23 protein-coding genes and 2 pseudogenes are annotated in these 24,041 nt (G+C 61.3%); 12 read left to right on the forward strand and 13 right to left on the reverse strand.

Features of this window, described 5'->3' with window-relative positions; translation table 11 throughout:
- Positions 1-7: 7 nt before the first annotated feature.
- The 5 genes from SBC1_RS07990 to SBC1_RS08010 all read right to left on the reverse strand — a co-directional run bounded on the left by SBC1_RS07990 (position 8) and on the right by SBC1_RS08010 (position 5,781).
- On the reverse strand, positions 8-688 hold the full coding sequence (locus tag SBC1_RS07990) for a glycosyltransferase (protein ID WP_241202052.1): 681 nt from the start codon (positions 686-688) through the stop codon (positions 8-10).
- Positions 689-1,058: 370 nt separating this feature from the next.
- The gene (locus SBC1_RS07995; RefSeq protein WP_165090160.1) at positions 1,059-2,573 is read right to left on the reverse strand and encodes an ATP-binding cassette domain-containing protein; all 1,515 of its coding nucleotides are present in this window, start codon (positions 2,571-2,573) and stop codon (positions 1,059-1,061) included.
- A complete protein-coding gene (locus SBC1_RS08000; protein WP_165090163.1) occupies positions 2,570-3,502 on the reverse strand; it encodes a branched-chain amino acid ABC transporter permease in 933 nt (310 codons plus the stop codon). The genes SBC1_RS07995 and SBC1_RS08000 overlap by 4 nt, the downstream gene beginning before the upstream one ends.
- A 14-nt stretch (positions 3,503-3,516) precedes the next feature.
- Positions 3,517-4,392, reverse strand: a complete 876-nt coding sequence (locus SBC1_RS08005; RefSeq protein ID WP_165090167.1) for a branched-chain amino acid ABC transporter permease — start codon at positions 4,390-4,392, stop codon at positions 3,517-3,519.
- A 123-nt stretch (positions 4,393-4,515) separates the two neighbouring features.
- Positions 4,516-5,781 carry an ABC transporter substrate-binding protein gene (locus SBC1_RS08010; protein ID WP_165090172.1) on the reverse strand — a complete coding sequence of 422 codons (1,266 nt, stop codon included), beginning with the start codon at positions 5,779-5,781 and terminating at the stop codon, positions 4,516-4,518.
- A 433-nt stretch (positions 5,782-6,214) separates the two neighbouring features.
- Between SBC1_RS08010 and SBC1_RS08015 the strand changes: the two are divergent.
- Positions 6,215-6,448 (forward strand): annotated as a pseudogene (locus SBC1_RS08015) (MFS transporter); the annotation flags it as partial.
- 49 nt (positions 6,449-6,497) lie between these two features.
- Here the strand turns inward: SBC1_RS08015 and SBC1_RS08020 are convergent.
- A complete protein-coding gene (locus tag SBC1_RS08020; RefSeq protein ID WP_165090175.1) occupies positions 6,498-7,391 on the reverse strand; it encodes a LysR family transcriptional regulator in 894 nt (297 codons plus the stop codon).
- 119 nt (positions 7,392-7,510) lie between these two features.
- Here SBC1_RS08020 and SBC1_RS08025 point away from each other — a divergent pair, with 119 nt between their 5' ends.
- Positions 7,511-8,344: an SDR family oxidoreductase gene (locus SBC1_RS08025; protein WP_165090179.1), complete on the forward strand. Its 834-nt coding sequence runs from the start codon at positions 7,511-7,513 to the stop codon at positions 8,342-8,344.
- 1 nt (position 8,345) lies between these two features.
- On the opposite strand, the gene SBC1_RS08030 is transcribed toward SBC1_RS08025, so the two are convergent.
- Both SBC1_RS08030 and SBC1_RS08035 read right to left on the reverse strand, forming a co-directional pair.
- Complete coding sequence (locus SBC1_RS08030) at positions 8,346-9,143, reverse strand: hypothetical protein (RefSeq protein ID WP_165090182.1); 798 nt, start codon at positions 9,141-9,143, stop codon at positions 8,346-8,348.
- A gap of 477 nt (positions 9,144-9,620) precedes the next feature.
- Positions 9,621-10,427: a crotonase/enoyl-CoA hydratase family protein gene (locus tag SBC1_RS08035; protein ID WP_165090187.1), complete on the reverse strand. Its 807-nt coding sequence runs from the start codon at positions 10,425-10,427 to the stop codon at positions 9,621-9,623.
- 238 nt (positions 10,428-10,665) lie between these two features.
- Between SBC1_RS08035 and SBC1_RS08040 the strand changes: the two genes are divergently transcribed.
- Positions 10,666-11,019: a DUF1428 domain-containing protein gene (locus SBC1_RS08040; RefSeq protein WP_165090192.1), complete on the forward strand. Its 354-nt coding sequence runs from the start codon at positions 10,666-10,668 to the stop codon at positions 11,017-11,019.
- A gap of 61 nt (positions 11,020-11,080) precedes the next feature.
- Here SBC1_RS08040 and SBC1_RS08045 read toward each other — a convergent pair whose 3' ends face one another.
- The gene (locus SBC1_RS08045) at positions 11,081-12,019 is read right to left on the reverse strand and encodes a DMT family transporter (RefSeq protein WP_165090197.1); all 939 of its coding nucleotides are present in this window, start codon (positions 12,017-12,019) and stop codon (positions 11,081-11,083) included.
- A gap of 344 nt (positions 12,020-12,363) precedes the next feature.
- Here SBC1_RS08045 and SBC1_RS08050 point away from each other — a divergent pair, with 344 nt between their 5' ends.
- The 7 genes and pseudogenes from SBC1_RS08050 to denD all read left to right on the forward strand — a co-directional run bounded on the left by SBC1_RS08050 (position 12,364) and on the right by denD (position 17,898).
- On the forward strand, positions 12,364-13,068 hold the full coding sequence (locus SBC1_RS08050) for a FadR/GntR family transcriptional regulator (RefSeq protein WP_165090203.1): 705 nt from the start codon (positions 12,364-12,366) through the stop codon (positions 13,066-13,068).
- A gap of 24 nt (positions 13,069-13,092) precedes the next feature.
- Positions 13,093-13,995, forward strand: coding sequence for an L-threonate dehydrogenase (ltnD, locus tag SBC1_RS08055; protein WP_165987553.1), 903 nt, complete (start codon positions 13,093-13,095; stop codon positions 13,993-13,995).
- A complete protein-coding gene (gene otnK / locus SBC1_RS08060) occupies positions 13,995-15,269 on the forward strand; it encodes a 3-oxo-tetronate kinase (RefSeq protein ID WP_165090217.1) in 1,275 nt (424 codons plus the stop codon). The genes ltnD and otnK overlap by 1 nt, the downstream gene beginning before the upstream one ends.
- Positions 15,270-15,271: 2 nt before the next feature.
- Entirely contained in the window at positions 15,272-15,925 is a 654-nt protein-coding gene (locus SBC1_RS08065; RefSeq protein WP_165090222.1) for an aldolase, read from the forward strand.
- 20 nt (positions 15,926-15,945) lie between these two features.
- Positions 15,946-16,105 (forward strand): annotated as a pseudogene (locus tag SBC1_RS39770) (MFS transporter); the annotation flags it as partial.
- Positions 16,106-16,127: 22 nt separating this feature from the next.
- Positions 16,128-16,925 carry a 2-oxo-tetronate isomerase gene (otnI, locus tag SBC1_RS08075; protein WP_165090227.1) on the forward strand — a complete coding sequence of 266 codons (798 nt, stop codon included), beginning with the start codon at positions 16,128-16,130 and terminating at the stop codon, positions 16,923-16,925.
- Positions 16,926-16,932: 7 nt separating this feature from the next.
- Entirely contained in the window at positions 16,933-17,898 is a 966-nt protein-coding gene (gene denD, locus SBC1_RS08080; RefSeq protein ID WP_165090232.1) for a D-erythronate dehydrogenase, read from the forward strand.
- A 67-nt stretch (positions 17,899-17,965) separates the two neighbouring features.
- Here denD and SBC1_RS08085 read toward each other — a convergent pair whose 3' ends face one another.
- The gene (locus SBC1_RS08085) at positions 17,966-18,658 is read right to left on the reverse strand and encodes a response regulator (RefSeq protein ID WP_165090236.1); all 693 of its coding nucleotides are present in this window, start codon (positions 18,656-18,658) and stop codon (positions 17,966-17,968) included.
- Positions 18,655-20,352, reverse strand: coding sequence for an ATP-binding protein (locus SBC1_RS08090; RefSeq protein ID WP_241202053.1), 1,698 nt, complete (start codon positions 20,350-20,352; stop codon positions 18,655-18,657). Before SBC1_RS08090 ends, SBC1_RS08085 begins: the two co-directional genes overlap by 4 nt.
- A 323-nt stretch (positions 20,353-20,675) precedes the next feature.
- Between SBC1_RS08090 and SBC1_RS08095 the strand changes: the two genes are divergently transcribed.
- Both SBC1_RS08095 and SBC1_RS08100 read left to right on the forward strand, forming a co-directional pair.
- A complete protein-coding gene (locus tag SBC1_RS08095; protein ID WP_165090239.1) occupies positions 20,676-21,041 on the forward strand; it encodes a DUF2866 domain-containing protein in 366 nt (121 codons plus the stop codon).
- Between the two features lie 109 nt (positions 21,042-21,150).
- Positions 21,151-21,951 (forward strand): winged helix-turn-helix domain-containing protein, encoded by an 801-nt coding sequence (locus SBC1_RS08100; RefSeq protein WP_165090246.1) that lies wholly within the window; start codon positions 21,151-21,153, stop codon positions 21,949-21,951.
- Between the two features lie 34 nt (positions 21,952-21,985).
- Here the strand turns inward: SBC1_RS08100 and SBC1_RS08105 are convergent, their stop codons facing one another.
- Positions 21,986-22,918, reverse strand: coding sequence for a glycosyltransferase family 9 protein (locus SBC1_RS08105; RefSeq protein WP_165090251.1), 933 nt, complete (start codon positions 22,916-22,918; stop codon positions 21,986-21,988).
- Positions 22,919-22,950: 32 nt separating this feature from the next.
- The gene (locus tag SBC1_RS08110; protein ID WP_165987554.1) at positions 22,951-23,859 is read right to left on the reverse strand and encodes a glycosyltransferase family 9 protein; all 909 of its coding nucleotides are present in this window, start codon (positions 23,857-23,859) and stop codon (positions 22,951-22,953) included.
- Positions 23,860-24,041 lie beyond the last annotated feature (182 nt).

Here is a 24,041-nt window from a genome sequence, read left to right on the forward strand (position 1 = left end):
AGGAACCTCAAGCCACGTTGTCGCGCGGGCTCCTGATTCGTACGAAGAACGGCGCGTGTCCCGCATGATCGACTCTTAACGAAAAGAGATGACATGTCTGTGACAGGAGCGCGAGCGGATAACTGACTTTCAACAAGTCGGCGATCATGCGCCACTCCGCGCGAACGCCGGCCCAGTAGCCGAGTTTTTCCGTCTTGCGCGCCTGCGTTACCTTCGGCCAGTGGGTGACTGCAATCGAGAGCCGGCGTTCAATGATCAGGTGGTTCATGAACACCTCAATGCCAAAGCGCGGCAAGCGGTGAATTTCCTTGAGTGCCTCGCTCAACAGTTCTTTCCTGACCACGCGCTCACCCGAAACGAAATCCAGTCCGATGGCGCGAAACAGCAGCAGGCTGTTCTGCCGCAGGCTCAGGCTGACGTCCGCAGTGCCGCTCAGTACGGGGGCGGCGAGCGCGGTGATGTGTTCGCTGGCGAGGCCCTTGAGGTCGGCATCGAGCAGCATGAGCAACGCGTTCTCGGCTGCGGCGATGCCTACGGCCATCGCCGCGCTTTTACCGCGGTTCACCGGGCATGTAATCAGCTTGACAGAGGGGAAGCGTCTGACGATGTCGGCGGTACCGTCGGTCGATCCGTCATCGACCACGATAACCTCGGCCAGCAGCGGATGCACCGTTGCAACGGCCAGCACCGCGCCGATCCGAGGGGCTTCGTTAAATGCGCAAATGATGCATGAAACACGGTGGCGATTGGACAATGTCGAAAGGGCAGTCATGCGGGACGGCAGATGAGCAATTGGAGAGATGCGGCGCTAAGCTGCCGCAGCGCGCCGGTGCAGAGCGCGGTTTGCGATCTGGCATCCTACCCCACGAAGCGGCGCCGCGCCCCTCAAGCCGAAGAAATCTTGGCGAGGTGCCGGGTGAAGCTGATTGACAGCTTCACCCAACTGGCATTCTCTAATGGAACTTTAGTCCGATGATTTTGTGCTGGCTGGCGCCTTTAGCGCAGGCGTATTTGCGCCCAACGCGGAGAGACAACGGAGGTGGCAGAGACAACAATGGCTATTCGCAACCCGGATGCACCCTCGAGCCGTCGACTACCTCCGCTTCGAGATATCCCCGGCCCATCTCCTTGGCAAAGCGTGCCGGATTACCTTCCCAGACTATGCGGGCGTGCTCGAGCACGTAGACGCGATCGGCGTGAGGCAAAGCAAAGGTGACGTTCTGCTCGCCGAGCAGAACGGTTATCGGCGTGGTCTGTTGCAGCCTTTCAAGTGCCTTCGAGAGTTGTTCCAGGATCACCGGTGCGAGCCCCAGGGTCGGCTCGTCCAGGATCAGGAGCTTGGGCTGCATCATGAGCGCGCGTGCAATAGCCAGCATCTGCTGTTCGCCGCCGGACAGCGTGCGAGCTGTCTGGCTCTGCCGTGACTTGAGGATCGGGAATAGCTCGAAAAGCCAGGTCAGCTGTTGCGATCGTGCGGTGGAGGGAAGGTGATAACCGCCGAGATCGAGGTTCTCACGCACGGTCATGTCGCCGAAGAGCTCGCGGGTCTCGGGGCATTGAACTATGCCGGCGCGAGCGACCGCCGCCCCGGTCATGCCCTTCAGGTCGCGTCCACCGAAGCGGATCGCGCCCTGGTAGGGAAGCAGCCCGGAAATGGCGTTGAACAACGTCGTCTTGCCGGCACCATTTAGTCCTACTACCGAAACAAACTCGCCTTCGCGAACGTGGATACTGACCTTGTCCAGCGCACGCGCCTTGCCGTAAAACACGCTTACGTCCTGAACCTCCAGGATCGACACTTTACTGCGTGCCTCATCAGGCGGACGCTCCCTGGTTTCGATCTTGCCGCCTATATAAACTCGCCGGACGGTTTCATTCTGCATCACCTCCTCGGCAGTGCCTTCCGCCACATGCTCGCCAAGATACATGGCGAGGACACGATCGACCAATGCCGCCAGACTCTTGACGTTGTGGTCGACCAGTAGCACCGCGCGGCCCTCGGCGCGAAAGCCTCGGATCAGCGCCGAGAAGGATTCCGACTCAGCCGCGTTGAGCCCGGCAAAGGGCTCGTCGACCAGCACCACCTTTGGATCACGCGCGATGGCCTTGGCCATCTCCATTCGGCGCAGATCGGCGAAGGGCAGGCTTGCGGGGTGGCGGTGCATCACTGCGCCAAGCTCAACGCGCTCTGCGATTTCACGGGCCCGGCGCTCGACGTGGGGATCGGCGAACAGCTTGATCAGGGAGTCGGGCAGAAGCGCCAGCTTGATATGTTCGAGCACCGTTTGCCGATGCAGCGGCCGCGAGTGCTGGAACACGATACCGACGCCGGCTCGCGCGATTTTATGCGGCGCCCAGCCAGCCATTTCCACACCGTCGAGCTTGACCGACCCTGCATTGGGCCGTTCGATGCCCATGATCAGCTTCATCACAGTCGATTTGCCCGAGCCGTTCGGACCGATAAGGCCGAGAATTTCGCCGGCCTGAATGTCGAAACCGATATCCTTCACAGCCAGCAAGCCGCCGAAGCGTTTGGTCAGGCCGCGTACCTGGAGGCGAGGCGTATCGCTCATTCACGCTCCCTGGCCGTAACACGCAGCAGATTGCCGAGAAGGCCGTCCGGGAAAAACAGGATGACGGCCAGCGCCACGGCCGCGACCACGAAGGTGTTGATCTGGCCAAGGGGGCGCAGGAACTCTCCGGCCACGATCAGAAACACCGAGCCGAGCACGGCGCCAAGTATGGTGCGCCGCCCGCCGAGCACTGCAGCAATGATGATCTGGACACCCACGCCCAAATCAACCACGGTGCTGACCGACGCGGTTCCCTGATAGAAGATCAGCATGGCCCCGGCGACGCCCGAAAACACCGCACTGATGCAAAAGGCCGCGAGCTTGTGCTTCGTCACATTGAAGCCGAGCGCTTGCGCGCCAACGGCATCCTGACCGCTCGCTTGCAAAATGAGTCCGATCGCCGAACGCGACAAGCCAAACAGAATGATCGCGCAAACAATCAGAAAGCCGAGCGCGTACCAGTAGTTGTCTTCTGCGCGCACGGACAGGACGTCCGGCACCGTCATGCCGATCTCGCCACCGGTCACGCCCGCGAAAATCACGATGCAGTTCTGCAGCAACAGTACGGCGACCAGCGTGACGAGACCGAAGTAGGGGCCGCGCAAGCGCAGCGCCGGCAGGGCAAGCAGCAGGCCCCCGATCAACGCGACCAGCCCCCCGGCGATGATGCAGACCGGAATCGGCGGTCCCCACTTGGCGTCAAGTATGGCGGCTGTGTAGGCACCCAGGCCGATCAGGAACGTGGGGCCGAAGTTGACCTCGCCGGCGAAGCCGAACAGCAGGTCCCAGGCCATCGAGAAGACGCCGAAGTAGTAAGCAACCGTCAGGATGCCGAGCACGTAGCCGGACAGCCACCAGGGCAGCGTAGCGGCCACTGCCGCCAGCAACAGCGCGGCCCACAGCACAGGAGAACGAAGCAGGTTCTTCATGGTGGCTCGCCGGGCTAGCGCCGGCCCAGCAGGCCCTGAGGCCGTACATAGACCACGAGCACCAACAGCAGGAGCGCGGGCAGGGGACGCAGCGTCGGCGCGATGAGATAGGCGGTAATGGTCTCCAGATACCCCACGACGTACGCCGCCATCAGCGAGCCCGAGACGCTGCCCAGTCCGCCGAGAACCACGATCGAGAAGGCGCTTGCCGTGAGTTGGCCGGTGTTGTTGGAACTCACGCCGAGGAACGACGCCAGCAGCACCCCGGCGACCCCGGCAAGCACGCCGTAGATGCTCCATGCCAGCAGGTAGACGCGAGAGAGTTCGAAACCGAGCAGCGTCAGCCCGCGTGGGTTGATCGATGCGGCGAGCAGCGCCTTGCCGGCGCGCGTCCGGTTGACGAACACCCAGAGCAAGCCGATCACGAGCCAGCAGATCACCGCGATCATGATCTCGTTAAGCGGGGTGCGAACGCCGGCAATGCTGACTACGCCCGCAATCAGCGGACGCATTGTCACCGGGTTGTCGGTGAAAAGATAGGCCATGCCCTGCTGGATCATGATGCCCCACAGCAGTGTGCCGGTGAGCACGAAGATCTCTTTCTCCTCGCGCGGAATCGCGGCGGAGCGCTGGATGGGCCGCACGACCATGAGATAGGTCACATAGGCGCAGGCCAGCCCTGACAGCACACCTAGCAGCGTGCCGAGATAGGTGCCAATACCGGCTTCGCCCGCAAGCATCCAGCCCATCAGCGCCGCAACGAGCATGACGCCCCCGTGCGCGAGATTGAGGACGCCCGATACGCCGAAAATCAGCGTGAAACCAATCGCACCCAGCGCGTACAGGGAGCTGATCGCAAAACCGTCGATCAAGATTTGCAGCCAGACCATTCCCGCCCCTTTGGCCCGGCAAGTGGCCGGAATCCCTTGACGACGTGCTTGAACGAGTCACCTGAACGAGAAGCGGCCGTGATCCAGACTCATACCGGAACGCGGTCGCTTTGTTTTCCGGAGCTAGTTGGCCGCGGCTTGCTGCAGTTTGATGAACGACGGGAATTTGACCGTCGCGTTGGCCACGCTTTTCGGCCAGATCGCTACTTGCTTGCCATCCTGCCACTGAAGGTTGATGCCGGTAATGTAGCCCGGACCGTACTTGAGCGCGTGCGTGAACTGGTCGTTTCTGCCATAGAACTGCCAGCGGCCTATGGTCCCTACATAGTCGGTTTTCTCGAGTGCGTCGACCATCTTGTCCGGATCGGTCGCACCGTGGTTTCGCTTGATGGCATCCGCGAGGATATAGACCAGGTCGTAGCTCGTGAACCCGCAATAGGCCGGAGAGACGCCAAACTGCTTCGTGTAGGCATCAACGAACGGCACGGTCTTCGGCGTGATGGCCACGCCCGGAGCCGCGGCGCTCGCCGTGATGACCCCTTCAGTGGCGCCGTTGGTGTCCTTCCAGAAACTGCTGGTCGTGGCCTGCGAACTTTGGCCGGTCAAGGGGATCGGCACTTGCTGATCATGCCATTGCACGGTCGGTTGAACGCCCACATGGCTGATGCCCGTGGTGATCGTGTCCGGGTGCTTGCTTTCGATCTGATTGAAGATCGGCGTGAAGTCCGACGTGTCCGGATTGAAGCGGATGTGATCCAGCACCTTGAGGCCGGCTTTCGGCAGGCATTCGAGGAAACGATCGTCGAGCGGTTTGGTCCAGGCGGCATCTTCGCTCATGACCACCGTCGTCTTCATGTGGAACTGGCCCACCAGGATGTCGTGCGAGAAGTCGCAAATCGACTGGGCGATAAACGCCGAAGTCATCCAGCCGTGAAACGTGTACTTGTAGTTGTTGTAGTCATCGTGGACGTGCTTGGAGATGTCGTTGCTCGCCGCGCCGGGCGTGATGAAGGGCATCTTCAGGCGTGCCGACCAGGGTTCCATTGCGAGTGCAACCTCGCTGATGTAGCTGCCGATCACGGCGATGACCTTGTCCTGGGTGGCCGCGCGCTGGAAGGCGCGGACCCCGTCGGATGCCGAGGAGTGATCGTCGTAGGCGATGATCTGGATCATCCTCCCGTCAACGCCGCCATGAGCGTTGATCTCGTCGGCCGCGAGCTGGGCCGCCTTGGTAATCGACGCGCCGGCCACGGCCGACTCTTCGCCGATAACCCCGATCTTGATGGGATCTCCCGCAGCATGCGCTGAGACCGCCACCCCGAGCGCTGCAAACGCTGTACCCACCTGAACAAGGCTGCACAGGCGCCGCCACGTTGAATTCTTGGACATCGTCGGTTCTCCGATTCTTTTATCGTGGAGTAGCACCTGACAGAAGACATTCCAGGAAATAAGTAGGTGCGCAAATAACAATAGCATTCGCACAGAAGTCCGACATTGGTAGTAACGATGATGGGCCTTGATCCCAGGCGCGACGCCCGGAGAGAATGGGGCGGCAATCAAATGACATGAACTGAGCAAACGAACTGGCAGCAGGTGGGGCGCTGAAGCGGGTAGTTCCCCGTGCGTCGGGCAGTTGCGTCACTTGCTGGTCGCTACATTCATCAGGCTAGGTGAAGGACGGACGCCGGCCGCTCGATGGCGTCACGGTCGTTTGGTGAGCAACTAATATTTCGTTATCCTTTTTATTTATTAGCAGCCGATAAAAACTGATCGACCTACGCGCCTCGAGCTTGCGTTCTCGCGGGAAGAGACCTTCTATACCGTGCTTATCTCCGCCATCTCTCTTTCCTATCAGCTATGCGCGGCGTTGGCGGGCGGATTGACACCGTTGATTGGAACGGTGCTCGTGCATCAGTACGCCGGGCAATGGTGGCCGCTGGCCGCGTTTTACAGCGTTCTTGCGGCGATTACGCTGATTTGCGTGTCCACGTTGGCGCGGCGACGCATGGCAGGATCGCCCTCGATGAATCGGGCGTTTGTCGAGCCGCAGTCGTGAAACCGGGTCCGTTCGCAACGAGGCGCCACCGGCGCTCCGGCGAACATACTCATGGCATCTCCCGCAGCATGTCGACAAACGCTTTCAGCCCTGATGGCACATGGCGGTGCCCGGGGTAATAGAGGAACAATCCGGGGATGGACGGGCACCAGTCGTCCAGAACCGTCACGAGCTTTCCGGTATCGATAAACGGCTGTGCGGACCGGTCCGGCACGTAGGCAATCCCCACTCCGTCCGCGGCCGCCTCGGTCATCAACCCCGGATGGTCGAGGGTCAGCGGACCCGGCACATCGACTGTCAGTTCCTGCCCGTGCTTCTCGAATTCCCATCGATAAAGCTTGCCGCTTGGCAGGCGAACGCGAATGCAAGCATGGTCCTTGAGATCGTCCGGTACGAGCGGCGGCTTGCGCCCGGCGAGATAGGCGGGTGACGCGACGGCAAGAAAGCGGAGTGGGCCGCCAAAGCGCACGGCGATCATGTCCTGCGGCAGTGCTTCGCCGAGTCTTACGCCGGCATCGAAACCACCGGCGACTATATCGACCAGCCGGCCCTCCGTTACCAAATCGACAGACATGTCCGGATATCGCGCCAGGAACGCAGGGATAACCGATTGCATAAGCAGCCGTGCCGCCGGCTCACTGGCGTTGATACGAAGCGATCCACTCGGACGATTACGCACCGCATCGACTTCTTCCAGCGCAAGGTCGAGCTCCCTCAGCACAGGTTGCAAGCGCGAGACGAGACGTTCGCCGGCCTCGGTCGGGGACACGCTGCGTGTCGTGCGGTTCAGCAGACGCACGCCCATCTTAAGCTCGAGCGTTCGCATCATGTGGCTGAGCGTGGAGGGTGAGACCCCCAGTTCGTCCGCCGCTTTGCGGAAGCTGCGATGCGTGACGATCGCGGCCAGCGCTGTCAGGTCGCCAAGAGCGGGCCGGTCATTCATGGCTGATTTTCACCAAGTCATCAAATATTGTGCGGATAGTATCAGGAATAGACGGGGTCTAGCATCGCCTTCAAGACGTGCCGCAATTTCGCAGCACGGTTCTTTTGGGGGCAATCCACATGGCTCAAACATGGTTTATCACCGGCAGCTCTTCCGGATTCGGGCGCTTGCTGGCCGAAAAGTTATTGGCGCGCGGCGACCGCGTGGCAGCGACGTTGCGCAAGGTGCACGCCCTCGACGATTTGAAGGAGCAATTCGGCGAGCGCCTCTGGGTTGCGTCGCTGGATGTGACTGATACGGAAGCCATTCGGCAGGTAACCTGCCGGGCCTTTGCCGAGTTGGGGCTCATCGATGTGGTCGTCAGCAATGCTGCCTACGGATTGGTAGGCGCAGCAGAAGAGTTGAGCGACGAGCAGATCCGGCAGCAGGTCGACACCAATCTGATCGGTTCGATCCAGGTCATACGCGCCGCGTTGCCGTTTTTGCGGGCGCAAGGCGGCGGGCGGATTTTGCAGGTGTCGTCAGAAGGCGGACAGATCACGTATCCGGACTTCAGCCTGTATCACGCGACGAAGTGGGGAATTGAAGGCTTCGTCGAGGCGGTCGCCACGGAAGTTGCATCGTTCGGGATCGAATTTACGATCGTGGAGCCGGGTCCCGCAAAAACGAGTTTCGGCGGCGGCATCGTCAAATCGACACCCATGGCAATCTACGACAACACCCCGGCCGGCGATGTCCGGCGCGCACTCGAAGCAGGTTCGTTTGCGGTGAAAGGCGACCCGGACAAGATGGTCCAGGCGATGATCGATAGCGTTAAGCGCACGCCTGCGCCGCTGCGGCTGACCTTGGGTAGCGACGCTTTTGACAGGGTTCGCGCCGGGCTGTCGAAACGGCTCGCCGAGCTCGATGCGCAGAAAGACATCGCTAGGTCGACCGAGCTGGACGGCGCGTGACTCAATGTTTTCCGTAGACGTTGTTGTCGTTCGCGAATAGTTGCGGTTCGCGTCGGATCCTGCGTTTTTCGAGCGATTGCCGATGCGTCATGACTGGAGAAGAATCGATGCGTTGGTTGACCTTGACCGCAGTGGCCTGGTTTGCGCCCGTGCGCGTGACGGCGCGTAGCAGCATTCCGCGCGCTTCGGAGTCGGATACGTCGCTCGCCAAAGCGTCGCCTGCTGATCGCAACACGCACGGCACGTCGCCTGCCTTCTCGCAGGCCCGGGCGAGGCCCAAAGCCGAATCTCTTGCGTGTTCGCGCTGGACCAGTTCGTCGGTGATTCGCCGGACATCTGCTCGTTGATCCTCACCTGGCGGAAGCATCGCCAGTTGCTGGCGAGCGGTTTTCAGCTCGCCTCGCACCATGGCCGAACGCACGGCATCGATGGTTCCCATCACATCGATCGAGGCGTTTTTTACGGTGACTGGGGCATTAATGCTGCCCGGCTGAGCGGCAACAGCTAAGCCGTTCTCAGCGAGCGAGCCGGTCCCGGGCTGCGCTTCGTGGCTGTAGTAGTGATGAGCGGACCCGCTATAAAGATACGAAGCGCCCGCAATCAGCGCAGTCACGGCTATAACGACGGCCCCGGCAAGTTTGATGCGCCGGTTCGACTGGTTTTGTGAAGCGAAAGCAGAAATTTCCGGTTCGGACACGCTCGGATAGGGCGAATCCACCGGGATCCGCTTCTCATGGAACCGGTCGGGAATCACTTCATTGGGCGATGCTTCAGGCAAGTGTGATTCGGCCGCGCTCACGGCCGCAGATTTCGTTTTGCATCGCGGACACGCCGCGTCAGGCGATGCCAGCGGGTTGCCGCATACGAGGCAATCACTGGCGGTTTCGGGGGTACGCACGTTTAAGTCAGTCATCAAAAGGCTTGGAAAAGCATTATGCAGGCCATGGTGTTTTCTTACTGCGCGGAGGCAGACAGATGCTGAAGCGTTCGCCCCACGTTGAGCCCGCCACGCAGCGTTTGGCAATACCTGGTCGTATCCGGCGGCCCGTCTGACCTAACCGGCTGCTTCCTGCCTATTCTCGCTCTAAAGCGTTACTTTAACGCGGCACGTCCGTGACGCGAGATCGCGCGCTGCGACATCGGCTAGTGAATTGGCTGTTTCAAGCGGGTTTTGACCGTTCCTTACGTTTCCTGCCTTCGATACGTTTCGCGCGCGCAGCAATGTTGCGCATGCCGCAAGCGAGCCGGTTGAACGCGGTTGTCGCGAACCACACGCTCATTCCGTGCCACCATGCCGGCCGGCACCGGCGGCAAAGCGGCCCGCACCTGCAAGCCCTTCGGCAAACACCGCCGCATAACCACCCGCGCCTTCGCGGCGCAGTGCATCGGTCAGATCATCGGCGAGTGCGTTCTCATAGACTGAGCGCCGGTCGGCGCGCATCGCCGCCTGGGGCAGGGCGGCGAGTTCGCAGGCGAGCGTTTCAGCCGCCGCACGCGAGGCGCCAGGTTTGACCACTCGATTCGCAAGACCGATCGCCAGCGCTTCGTTGGCATCGACAGCACGCCCAGTGAGAATAAGGTCCATCGCCCGCGACATCCCGATCAGGCGAGGCAGCCGCAGCGTCCCGCCATCGATTAGCGGCACACCGAAGCGCCGGCAGAAAACGCCTAGCACCGCATCTTCCTCTACGACCCTCAAATCGCACCACGCCGCGAGTTCCAGGCCACCCGCCACCGCATGTCCCGCGATGGCCGCGATGATAGGCTTGCTGAGCATCATCCGCGTGGGTCCCATCGGACCTGGACCCGTGCCGTCGGCATGAATCTCGTTGCGATGCTCGTCATCGTTCAGCGCAGTGAGGTCCGCGCCCGCGCAGAACGTGCATCCCGCGCCCCACAGCACGGCGACGGCCAGCGAGTGGTCAGCGTCGAACCTTTCGAAGGCTGCGCGCAAAGCATTGGCCACCTGCCGGTCAACCGCATTTCGCCGCTCCGGCCGGTCGAGCACGACCGTTGCAACACGCGAATCCATTGGATGCAATTCGAGCCGAACGTGATCTCCGAAGCGAGTGACTTGCGGCATGGCCTTTTTCCTCAGCAAACGGCATTCGAGAAAGCATACGCCGCGGGATCGCGAGGCACGACCGTCCGCGATGCTTCGGAAAATAGTTGGCAAGCCATGTCGATTACTGAACGCGCCGTACGTCGTGTGGACAGGGCGGTGATCTGGCGCTGCAATGCGACCTGGTCCGAACGATGTCGCTTCGCGCCCCTATTTGTTCTTCGCAAGGAAACAACGACCCAACGAAAGGAGAGCGTTCATGACTTACATAGATGGATTCGTCGTCGCGGTGCTGACGACGAATCGCGAGACATATAGGAAATTTGCTGAAGCGGCGGCGGCTGTGTTCAAGGAGAACGGCGCATTGAATGTGGTCGAGTGCTGGGGTGATGACGTGCCGGAAGGGAAGTTGACCTCATTTCCAATGGCGGTCAAACGCAAGGACGACGAGACTGTGGTGTTCTCATGGGTCGTCTGGCCGTCGCGTCAGGTCAGGGATGAAGGAATGAAAGCGGTGATGGCCGATCCTAGATTGCAGCCCGACACGAACCCGATGCCTTTTGACGGCAAGCGCCTGATCTACGGCGGCTTCGAGGTGATCGTGGACGCGTGAATACGCGTGAGTAGGCACCGGGCGATGCGGTTGCCAGGAAAAATACTCACGCCCACCCGCTCTACTTCACAGGCGCTCCACGTCGCACACCCATGCCGGGAAGCCGCTTGATCACACCGGTAGCCAGTGCCGTCCCGACAAGAATAGTGGCGCATGCCTTGATCATTCCGGGTGATACGTGTTCCGAGAGGAAGAGCGCGCCCCATAGGATGCCGAAGATCGGGATGACAAACGTGACGCTGATCGTACGCGCGGGGCCAGTTGCCGCAATCAACTGGAAAAACAGCATATAAGCGATACCGGTACACGCTACGCCAAGCGCGATTACCGCTCCCCAGGACTGCGTCGAGATAGGCGTAGCCGGCCACCAGAACACGGCGAACGGCAGCAGCACGATGGTCGCGGCGGTCATCGTGCCGGCGGCGACGGTGAGCGAATCGACACCGGTGAGATTGCGCTTGGTGTAGCTCGCCGCGATCCCATACAGCAGCGTGGCGCCAAGTGCCGCGGCGGCGGCAAGTGCGGTAGTCGCCGGTGTCACGGCGGCTCCCGCGCTAGTGCCCACGGCCATCTGATTCCAGACCAGCAAGACCACGCCCACAAAGCCAATCACCAAGCCAGCGATACGTAGCCCGCTCAGCCGATCCTTCAGCCACAGGAACGCCACGATCGCGCCCCACAGCGGCGTAGTTGCGTTAATCACCGACGTCACGCCCGCTGACAGCGTGAGTTCCGCGTAAGCGAAGAGGCAGAACGGCGCGGCCGAGTTCAGAATGCCAACCACAAAAAGCGGCCATGCGTGGGTGCGCAGTATCTGAAAAGAGCCGCTCGCGGATCTGCGCGTGACCAGCACGAGCAGCAGGAACAACGCGCCGATACCCACCCGCAGCGCCATCAACGGCGCGACGCCAAAGTCGGTGACGCCGACGCGGATAAAAAGGAACGACCCTCCCCATAAAGCGGCGAGGATCAGCAACTGGACGATATTTATAGGATTCATTTTTGGGCGTCGAGCGCAGTGGAGTCGCGACGCGGAGCCATCGTACAGGCGCCGCAACGCGAGATGTTTCAGGCCGGCGCGAAATAAGCGAAGTGAGCGCAGCGGAGTGACCAGGCATGCCAACCACAAACATTTTTGGTCCGCTATACGGCTGCAATCGTAGGCTGTAGACCCGCGAGCGGCAAACGAACAATTCTCATGCGTATGTGAGAAAGATTACGATCAGATCGTACGGCAGGGGAATCGGCTATGCGACATAGGGCTGTCCTCAGGGTTATCGCCAGTATATGAAATTGCCGTCAAATTTGTATGATGACCACATCACCTAACAAATCAGAGGCTGCATGTTCGACAAGATTCCTGCGCAAGCCTTGAGCGATACGGTCGCGCAGCAGCTTCAGTTGCAAATCGAAAAGGGTAGCTTCGCAAAAAGCGGCAAGTTGCCGACCGAAGCCGTGCTCGCGCAGGAGTTCGGGGTGAGCCGCACGGTCATCCGCGAGGCGATCTCGCGGCTAAAAAACGAAGGCATGGTCGAACCGCGCCAGGGCAGCGGCGTGTTTATCGTTGAGCGGGCGGGGATCAGGCCCCTGCGGATCGATTACGCGCAGGCGGTCGAACCGGGCGCGGTCGTACAGATTCTGGCGCTGCGCCGGGCGATCGAGGCGGAAGTCGCGTCGGAGGCGGCCATGCGCCGCACGGACGAGCAGATGGACGTGATCGAAGCAAAGCTGGCGCAGATCGATGTTGCCGTTGCGCAAGGCGAGGACGGCGTGACCGAAGACGTCGAGTTTCATCGGGCGATTGCCAGCGCTACCGGCAACCCGTATTTCCTGACCACGCTTGCATTCCTGAATCAGTATCTCGAAGCCGGCACGCTGGTTACGCGCCGCAACGAATCGTTGCGAGAAGACTTTTCGCGGCAGGTTCGCGAGGAACACGCGCGGATCGCGGCTGCCATTCGGGCGGGCGACCCCATGGCTGCGCGCAATGCCGCGCAGACCCACCTTTACAACGCTGCTCGCCGCCTCGCGGAAGCCGGCATTTGCTGATCAGATAATCAGAAGGATAACGAAATGTCGAGAAACGTGGGAGTGATCGGCTTGGGTGCAATGGGCCTGGGCGTCGCGCGTTCGTTGTTGCGCGCGGGCTTCAAGGTTCATGCTTGCGACGTGCGCACTCAAGTGCTCCAAGCCTTCGCGGGCGAGGGCGGCATTGCGTGTGCCACGCCGGCGGAGTTGGGCAGCCAGTGCGACGTCGTCGTGACCGTTGTTGTTAATGCGGCGCAAACAGAGACTGTGTTATTCGGCACCGAGACCCAGCCCGGCGCTATCTCCACGATGAAACGCGGTGGCGTGGTTCTAGCGTGCGCGACGGTGTCTCCCACATTTGCAATCGAACTCGGCAAGCGCGTGGAAGCGGCCGGCCTGCATATGCTCGATGCACCGCTGTCCGGTGGCGCGGCACGCGCCGCATCCGGTGAGATGACGATGATGACGTCAGGCCCCGCAGCCGCCTATGCGGCCTGTGAGGACGTGCTCGAAGCGATTGCGGGCAAGGTGTACCGGCTTGGCGATGAATATGGCGCGGGCTCGAAGGTGAAGATCATCAACCAGCTTCTTGCCGGCGTGCATATAGCTGCAGCGGCCGAGGCCATGGCGCTCGGCCTGCGCGAAGGCGTGGACCCGGACGCGCTCTACGACGTCATCACGCATAGTGCGGGTAACTCGTGGATGTTCGAGAACCGCGTGCCGCACATTCTTGCAGGAGACTACACGCCGCTTTCAGCGGTGGATATCTTCGTGAAGGATCTCGGTCTTGTACTCGATACAGCACGCACGTCGAAGTTTCCGCTGCCGTTGTCGGCTGCGGCGCATCAGATGTTCATGATGGCGTCGACGGCCGGGCACGGCGGCGAAGACGACTCGGCGGTGATCAAGATTTTCCCAGGCATCGACGTCCCGAAGGGAGCCAAATAATGACTAAGGCTCTGCTTGGCTGCATTGCCGACGATTTCACCGGCGCGACCGATCTCGCCAACATGCTCGTGCGCGGCGGCATGCGCGCGGTGCAGACCATCGGCGTGCCAGCATCGGATACAAAGATTGAAGCGGACGCGCTGATCGTCGCGTTGAAATCGCGCACCATCCCCGCGGAAGAAGCGGTCGCGCAATCGCTGGCGGCGCTCGAATGGTTGCGCGCGCAAGGCTGCCGGCAGTTCCTGTTCAAGTACTGCTCGACCTTCGATTCCACCGATAAAGGCAACATCGGCCCGGTCGCCGATGCGCTGCTCGACGCGCTTGGCGGGGACTTCACACTCGCCTGTCCCGCGTTCCCGGAGAACGGCCGCACGATCTTTCGCGGCAACCTGTTCGTGGGCGATGTGCTGCTGAACGAGTCGGGCATGCAGAACCATCCGCTCACGCCCATGGCCGATCCGAACCTCGTGCGCGTACTGCAACGCCAGACGAAATCGAAGGTCGGGTTGATTGCTTACGACGTTATCGCGAAGGGGCCGCAAGCCGTGCGCGACAGGATCGCTTTGTTGCGCAACGAAGGTGTGCGTCTGGCCATTGCAGACGCAATCTCCGATGCCGATCTCTACGTGCTGGGCGAAGCGTGCTCGGATCTTTTGCTGATCACGGGCGGCTCGGGCATCGCGCTCGGCTTGCCTAATAACTTCCGCGCGGAGAACTTGCTGACCGAAGCAGGCCATGCGTCGGACTTGCCCAGGATCGAAGGGAAATCCGTCGTGCTGGCGGGTAGTGCGTCGAAGGCGACCAACGAGCAGGTGGCGGAGTGGCGAGCGACGAAGCCGAGCTTTCGTATCGATCCGCTCGCGCTGTCACGCGGCGAGCCGGTGGTTGAACAGGCCGTTGAATTCGCGGCAAAGCACGCCGATGAACCCGTGCTGATCTACGCCACATCCACGCCTGACGAAGTCAAGGCCGTGCAGAAGGAACTTGGCGTGGAGAAAGCGGGGTATCTGGTTGAACAAGCGTTGGCATTGATTGCAAGCGGGCTTCGCGATGTGGGCGTGCGGAAATTTGTTGTCGCGGGCGGCGAGACGTCCGGCGCGGTCGTGCAGGCGCTTGGCGTGAAGTCACTGCGGATTGGCGCCCAGATCGATCCGGGCGTGCCGGCGACGCAGTCTATCGGCGAAGAACCGCTGGCGCTCGCATTGAAGTCGGGCAATTTCGGCACGAAGGATTTCTTCGCGAAGGCGCTGAAGTCTCTTGAAGGAGCTGCGTGATCATGGCGACCAATGAGAATCGCATTCGCGAGGAAATTTGCGAGACGGGCGCGAGTCTTTATGAGCGTCGTTATACGGTTGGCACTGCCGGGAACATCAGTGCGCGACTTGACGACGGCTGGCTGATCACGCCGACCGATGCCTGCCTCGGACGCCTCGATCCGGCCGATATCGCCAAGGTCGATGCATCAGGCAATCACGTGTCTGGCGGTAAGCCATCGAAGACGTTGGCGCTGCATCGCAAGATCTACGAGAACAATTCCTACACGCACGGGATTGTCCACACGCACTCCACGCATCTGGTCGCTTTGACGCTTACCGATATCTGGCGCCGCGACGACGTCTTGCCGCCGATCACGCCGTACTACGTGATGAAGGTCGGCCATGTGCCGTTGATCGCGTACCGGCGTCCTGGCGACCCCATTGTCGCGGAACAAGTCGCGGCGCTTGCGTCGAAGGTGCGTGCCGTCCTGCTGGAAAGGCTGGGGCCGGTTGTCTGGGAAAAATCGGTCAGCCATGCGTCGTATGTGCTGGAAGAGCTTGAGGAAACCGCACGGCTTTGGCTTCTCGCGCGTTCGACGAACGCACCGCTTCCTGAGCCGCTCGACGAGACGGACATCGACGATCTGCGCAAGACCTTCAACGCGCGCTGGTAGCGCCCGGGGCCTCATGCCTATCTATCGGCAATCTCGCGGTCTTTGCCAGCCCTTATGTGATTGGTTACCTGAAGGACCTCATGCACAGCACGGCGACGGGCATGGTCGTGCTCGCCGGCATGCTTGTGATCGGTGCCATTGCCACGTGGCTCGAGCTTTGCCAAGCTCGTGAATCGCTGAACTCATTCAAGGAGTCGATGTTATGCCCCGTTTTGCCGCCAATCTCACGATGATGTACACCGAACACGCGTTCCTCGACCGTTTCGCGGCTGCAGCGAAGGATGGGTTCAAGGCCGTGGAGTTCCTGTTCCCCTATGACTTCGCCGCAGCCGAAATCAAAGCGCGACTCGGCGAACATGGCCTCACGCAGGCCTTGTTCAACGCGCCACCGGGCGACTGGGCGGCGGGCGAACGCGGGATCGCTTCGCTGCCGGGACGCGAGGAAGAATTCGCGCGTGCACTCGATAAAGCGCTGGAATATACCGCCGTACTCGGCAACGAGACCTTGCATGTAATGGCGGGTCTCATCACGCCGGAACAGTCGCGCGAAAAACATCGCGCGGTGTATCTGAAGAGCCTCGAACTGGCCGCGAACGCAGCACGCGCAGCGGGCATTACGATCGTTATCGAACCGATCAATACCCGCGACATCCCCGGTTTTTTCCTCAACCGCCAGGACGAAGCGCAAGCGATCTGCGAAGAGATCGGCGCGCCAAACCTCAAGGTGCAATTCGATTGTTACCACTGCCAGATTGTGGAGGGTGACCTCGCGGTCAAACTTCGGCGTGACATGAAACGCCCGCATGCAGGCATCGGTCATATCCAGATCGCGGGCGTGCCGGAGCGGCATGAACCGGACCTGGGCGAACTGAATTATCCGTACCTGTTCGACCTGATCGATTCGCTCGGCTACGAGGGCTGGATCGGCTGTGAATACCGGCCGAAAGCGGCGACGTCCGATGGGCTTGGCTGGATCAAACCTTATCTGCAACGTGCGTGAGGGCGACATGAATATTCTCATTACCGGCGGCGCCGGCTTTCTCGGACAACGGCTCGCGCGCCGTCTTCTCGAACGCGGCACGCTGATGGGCAAGACGATCACCGGACTTACACTGCTGGACGTTGTGCGTCCGCCGGATCTGGGCGACAAGCGCGTGCGACCCGAGACCGGCGATATTGCGGATCGCAGCGTGCTCGAGCGGTGCATTGGTGCGGACACCCACGCGATCTTTCATCTCGCCGCGATCGTGAGCGGCCAGGCCGAAGCGGATTTCGAACTGGGCATGCGCATTAATCTTGATGCATCGCGCCTGCTGCTCGATGTGTGCCGCTCGCTCGGCCATGCACCGCGGGTGTTGTTCACCAGTTCGGTCGCGGTGTATGGGGGCACGCTACCCGAGGTCGTTCGCGACGATACCGCGTTGAATCCGAAGTCATCGTATGGAACGCAAAAAGCGATCGCTGAGTTGCTCCTGTGCGACTACTCGCGACGCGGTTTCGTCGATGGCCGCGTGCTGCGCCTGCCGACCATCAGCGTGCGTCCAGGGCGGCCGAATGCGGCGGCATCGTCATTTGCAAGCGGCATCATTCGCGAGCCCTTGAATGGCGAGCGCTCGGTGTGTCCGGTCGGCGGCGACGTGCGTTTGTGGTTGCTGTCGCCGAAGCAGGCGATTGAGTCGCTGATCGCCGGTTGCGAGCTTGAACAGGCCGAGCTTGGCACATGGCCGGTCGTCAACATGCCGGGACTTTCGGTCAGCGTGACGGAAATGGTCGATGCGTTGAAAGAAGTCGCTGGAGAAAAAGTGGCTGCGCTGATCGACTGGCAACCGGACCCGAAGATCGAAAAGATTGTCGGAAGCTGGCCGGGTGCATGGGAGACGGAACGAGGCGAAAAGCTGGGACTGTCGGCCGATCACAACTTCAGCGACGTTATTCGCGCCTTCATTGAAGAGAGCAAATCCGCTGGCGCTTGAATGCTCACGACGCTCACGACCTTACGATGACGCTCAAGCGTTCAGAGCGGGCGCTGGATAGCGCCCGCTAAAGTTCCAGCCGATACCCCACGCCGTACACCGAAACAATCGGCTCGCTGTCAGGGCGCACGACCTGGAGTTTGCGGCGCAGGTTTTTGATGTGACTGTCGATGGTGCGATCGGTCACGACCCGGTGATCGTCGTAAAGCTGATTGAGCAGGTAATCACGCGGGAAGATCCTGCCCGGTGATTTCATTAGTAATGCCAACATACGCAACTCGACCGGCGTCAACTTCAGTTCCTCGCCGTCGAGCCGTGCGCTATGAAATTCCTGGTCCACCTCAAGGCCCGTTGCAACGAGGACCGCTGTTGCTGCCGGCGGGGCCGCACGTCTCAGGATGGCCTTTACCCGCGCGACCACCTCGCGCGGACTGAAGGGCTTGCAGACGTAATCATCGGCTCCAATTTCGAGGCCGCGCAGACGATCGGCCTCATCTACGCGAGCCGTCAGGATGATCACCGGAAGCGTTGAGAACTGCCGCACCTCGCGGCATATATCCATTCCGTTGCGCCCGGGCAGCATCAGGTCGAGCAGCATCAGCGCGGGCGGGGTGGTGCGAATGAACGGAATCACCTCGGCGCCGTCGCTGATCCACGTCGTTTCGAATCCTTCGATATGCAGATAGTCCGCCATGACCGCCGCCAGCTTCGGCTCATCCTCGACGATCAGGATTCGAACGCCGCGTCGCTCGGTACTCATGCCACGCCTCCTTCCGGTTCAAAATAGGCTGTTATCCAGACCCCGCCAAGCGGTGATGGCCGAGCAATCGTGGTCCCGCCGTGCGCGGTCACAATGGCGCGGCATAGTGCAAGCCCGAGGCCCGCGCCACCGCTCTGGCGACTACGTGATTCATCGACTCTATACAAGCGTTCGAACAGATGCGGCAACGCTTCGGCAGGTACGCCCGGCAGAGAATCCTGAATATCGAGTTGCCAGCCGCGAGGGCCAACGGTCACCGAGACGCATACGCTTCCGCCCGGATCGGTGTAACGCAACGAATTGAGCAGCAGGTTCTTAAGCAACTGCACAAAGCGCGCGGGATCGACCTGGAAGATCATGCCGGCTGCGCCATTAGGTGACGCTTGCTGCGACTCTTGCGCCGACGGCTCCGGCAGCGTCAGGCTCAATGCGATCTGTTTGGCCCTGAATGACTCCCGCATTGCTTCGACCGATGCGCGCACCAACTGTCCGATGTCGGCCGGCACCTTCCGGTAGCTCAACGCACCGACATCGCTCAGCGATAACTCGTACAGGTCTTCGATCAATTTGTTCAGCATGGCGACTTCGGTTTGCAGCGAGGCCAGCGAATGGTGATCGAATGCATGTACGCCGTCTTCGATCGCTTCCAGTTCGCTGCGCAATACCGCCAGGGGCGTGCGCAGCTCGTGCGAAATATCGGCGATGAAATCCCGGCGCGAGCGTTCCGCGCGCTGGAGCGAGTCCGCGAGCACATTGAAGTCACCCGCAAGCCGGTCCAGTTCATCCCGGCGTCCGGCGGCGACCCGCGTGGTGTAGTCGCCGCCCGCGAGCCGGTGAGTGGCGATCATCAGGCGCTTGACCGGTGCCAGCACGATCCGCGCAAGCAGCATGGCAACCAGTGCAGCCACGATCACGGCCACGCCAGCGATCTCCCAGGTCGCGCGCGCCTGCTGGGCCTGGAACGCGATATCGGCGGCATCGGAGAGTGTATTGGGCGCGTTGGCCGCGACCCAGCCGACTATCTTGCCGTTGTAGACCACCGGCTTGAGGGCGGCGTCGGGCGGTGGCTCGGCATCAGTCGTGGCGACCAGCTCATGATTGGTGTCGTAGAGCGTGGCAGGCTGGGGATTGCCACGTCCGGCGCGTCCCATCAGCGGGCGCGGAGGACGCTCGTAGGACGGTTCATCGTACGTCACGTCTCGTCCGGCGCTGCGGTCGCGGTTTGCCGCCACGCCCGAGTCGGCGAATGCGGGCGCGGGCAGGCGCATGCCCCAATGTGAACCCTCTTCGTTGCCAGAGAGCGGCCCGAGCATTTGTTGCACGCTTGCGCTGCCGGGGAAGGTGCGCCAACTTGGCAGCTTGTTTGTCTGCGCCTCGACCATCTCCTGCCTGAGAGCCTGATCATGCGCGGCGTCGAGCAGCGTTATCCATTCTTCGGGATGCTGGCGCAGGAAATCCCAGCTGCCGTGAGCGGCGTATTCGGCCGTCACCTTGGCCATGACGGCGTTCAGCCGCCCGGCGTCGCGCGCGCGGACGTAATGCAGGAAGCCGTTCTCGAAGCTCAGGCGCAGCGCGTATCCCATCGTGAGGGAAATCGTCAGGCAGGCGATCAGCACCGCGAGGAACATCTTCCACGTAATCCCGAAGCGAATCTTGCCCGCCCGCGCGCGGGAGCGGGTTCCAAGTGCTTTCAAAATGTTACCGGAGCGGCGGCGAGGCGTCTGGGCGCTGGATGAGCCCGTAGTAGAGCTCGCAGGTGAGCCTGCCTGGGCGCCGAGTGGTTCGCTATGTGTTTCGCTGTGCATTCGCGGATTCTAGTGGAAACGGGGGAGCCGTCTCACGTTCGCGGGACGTTCCCGCGCAACCTCCACGATTTCTCCTTCTTTTGTTCATTGTCAGTGCGTGATGCCTGACTAGTATTCGATCCTGCCAATGGGGTCATTCAACCCGATCCACTTAATTGCCGATTCAGCTGCCAATTTAACTGCCGATTCAATGTCGATTCTGGAGAGAACACATGCACACCGCGTCGAGCGTTCAGCACACCCCATCGAAGGTCTTCGGACGCATCGCGTCGCCGTCTTGTGACAACGGTAATCGGCGCGCGGCGAAGGCACCCGAGGCCACCTCGGCGAGCGCTGCGCAACGAGTCATCAAGCTGCGTGGCGCACGGGTGTCAGAAGCGCTGCCGCGGCCGTGGGGCGAGTGCTGCAGGATTGTGGAATGGGTCAATCGCGAAGGGCAATATTCGTGTCTCGCGGTGCCGGGCGACGCATCGGAAGATGAAATTCGACATCGCATGCGCTCGCACAGGAACGGTCCGCAGTACCTCGTGACGGACGACCGTGAGTTGCCGGCGAAGGTGGTGTTGCCGCGGGCATAACGACATGTCGAAAAGCGAGCGTTGCATGGTCCCGATGTTGCATGGTCCCGATCGTTAGCGCTTATGGTACCGCTCAGGAAATCCTCAAGAAGCGCTTTAGGAAACACAGATGAAAACACGCATCTTTTTTGTCGAGGCCAATCCGGCTATCCACGGGAATCTTCGCGATGTCCTGGAAAGCCGCTACATGGACGTCCACACGCTCAGCGGCGGCAGCGCGTTGATCGGGCGCATGGAGCACGACGTCCCGGCGCTGATCGTGTTGCGGGACGGCTTGCCCGACATGAAGGCGTCGGCCGTCCTGCGGGCGCTCCAACAGGCCGGCCATGACACGCCGGTAATCGTGATCGGCGACGCGGTGAACACGCTCGACTCGGTGGAACTGATCGTATGCCTCGAACTGGGCGCCGATGATTACGTCAGGATGCCTTGCAATCCACGCGAGCTGCTGTCGCGGGTCGAGAACGTGCTGCGCCGCGCACCGCACAAATCCCAGATGCCAGCGAATACGATGGGACGATGCGACATCGGCGATTTTGTCCTCGATTTCCGGGCCCGCATGCTGACTCGCCATGGCGCGCCCGTTGCCCTCCATTCGAGCACGTTCGCGTTGCTGCGCCTCTTCGCGGAACATCCGCTGGAGGTGCTGTCCCGACGGATCATCGCCGACAAATTGCGCGGCGCCGGCGAAGGGCATTGCGACCGTTCGCTGGATGTGCTGGTCTGCCGGTTGCGGCGGATTGTCGAACCTGACCCTTCGACGCCTCGCCTGATCCAGACCATTCGCGGGCGCGGTTATGTCTTCACCCCGTCCGGGATGAGCGCCGCTCCCCCGTATTACGACGAACTCGATGTCATGCCGCCGGCACAAGCGTGGAAGCGGGCCTCTGCGGTGAACAGCTACGCGTAGGCGCTGCGCTGTCCATACCCTCTAACCACTCCCTCTAGCCGTGCGGACGCGCTGCCTGCCGGGTCAGCCGTGCGAATGCCGCAAGCACGCGGTTGCACGTCAGCGTTTGCCGCCATAGTTTCTCTTTCAGAAACGCGGTCGGCACCCACTGCCACGGCAACACCACATCGACAATGCCCCACGCGGGCCGCCAACGCTCGGCCACCCGGCGACGCCGGAACAGGCTCAGACTCGGAACGCCGAGATTCGAGGCGAGATGGCCAATGCCCGAGTCGTTGCCGATAAACCAGCCCGACTCGTACACGCAGCAGGCAAGCTCGTGCAGGTTCGCAAAATGGGGGGCCGGAATATCCAACGTCGCAAGATTGCTCCAGCGTTCGCGCTCATGCGGCGCGATCACGAACTGCACGTCATAACCGCGCTTGCGCAAGCGCTGGGCAAGCCTCACGAAGCGCTGCGAGAGCCAGCGTTTGTCCTCGGTGCTGGCCTCGGGGTGAATCATCACGCGCTTGGCATTCCTGCGATGCACGAGGCGCGCAGGCGCTGTCATACCGTTATCCAGCACCGGCGCACTCAACGCCAGATCGTCCCGGCAGAAGTCAGCAAAGCGCTGCGCCATGCAACCCGGGCGGTCGCCGAATTCGACGTCGTGCAACGTGACCACGTGAGGATGGACATCGACGAGATCGCGCAGCGGCTGGTTCCATTGCATCTGGAAGACCGTGTCGTACTGAGCGAACTCGGTGGCGAGGTTGTCCTGCGGCAGTGCCAGGATAGTGACGCCGGGAAACCAGTGCCGAAGCGCATGCGCGGGCGTGCCGAACACGGTGACGTCAATGCCGTTATCAATCAGGTTCCTGACGATCACCATTGACACCAATGTGTCGCCTATCGCGTTGGACGTCACGAACGCGACCCGGCCGAACGGGGCAAGCGCACGCGCCGAGGGACTGGTGCGGTTATTCATACGTAGATGCGTTCATGCGTAAATGCAAGCGTTCATGCGTTGGCCGTGAGTGCGCGTAGCCGGTCGAATGCCTCAGACACCTTGTTGACCGACAGCATGTATTTCCAGTAACGCTCCTTGAGCCACCCGGTCGGCAGATACGCGCTGCCGATCAGCACCTGACCCACACCCCAGCCGGGGCGCCATGTGCGAGCGGTGCCGCGGCGCATGAAGAGCGATAGCGTGGGGATCTGGAGGCTCGACGCAAGGTGGCCCACACCCGAATCGTTGCCGATGAACCAGCCGGACTCGTAGAGCCACCCGGCGACCTGATCGAGCGGTCCGAGATCGGTGAGCGTGAGCCCGAACTGTTCAATATGCGTCCAGTGCGCGCGTTCCTCGGGCGCTACGACGAATTGCGGGTCAAACCCGCTGTCCCGCAGCTTGATCGCAAGACCGATGAAGCGTGACGCCAACCAGCATTTGTCGGTCGTGCTTGCCATGGGGTGGATCGCGACGCGCAGCGAGCGCTGGCGATGCGTCAGGCCGGGCAGGGGCGTGATGCCGTTGCCCTTGTCGACGAGGGTCAGGCGCAGGTCGTCGCGGCAGAAGCGGGTCAGGCGTTCGGCCATCGACTCCGTCGAATTGGCGCTGCACAAATGGGCCAGGATCATGACCTTGGGATGCAGCCGTTCAAGGTTCACAAACGGTTTGTTGGCGTGGAGCTGGATCACGGTGTCGAAGCGGGAGAGTTTTTCCGCGCAGTCGTCCGGTTTCAGTTCAGGTTCAATATCCATGCCGGGAAACCAGCTCCGCATGTTATTGATTTGCTGGCCGAACACAGTGACCGACACACCATTCAATCTGAGATTGCGTGCAACGGTCATCATCAGCAGCGAATCGCCGAGCGCCGACGAGAGGATCAATGCCACACTCGATAGTGGCTGGGTTGCGTGCGGCATACATGCTTCCGGCAAGGCACTCCGCTGTCGGGGGAGCGCTTTCCGCTCAGGATGGATCCCCGAGCCGGAGGCAGTCTAAGATCACATTCCATTACGTGGGTTACGACACAACTTACCAAGGCTTAGGAAGCAGGATATTTCGCGGCAAAGACTAACCGCGCCGTATGGATTGTCCCGTGCCA

Origin of the sequence: Caballeronia sp. SBC1, assembly GCF_011493005.1 — a bacterium.
Taxonomy (GTDB): Bacteria; Pseudomonadota; Gammaproteobacteria; order Burkholderiales; family Burkholderiaceae; genus Caballeronia.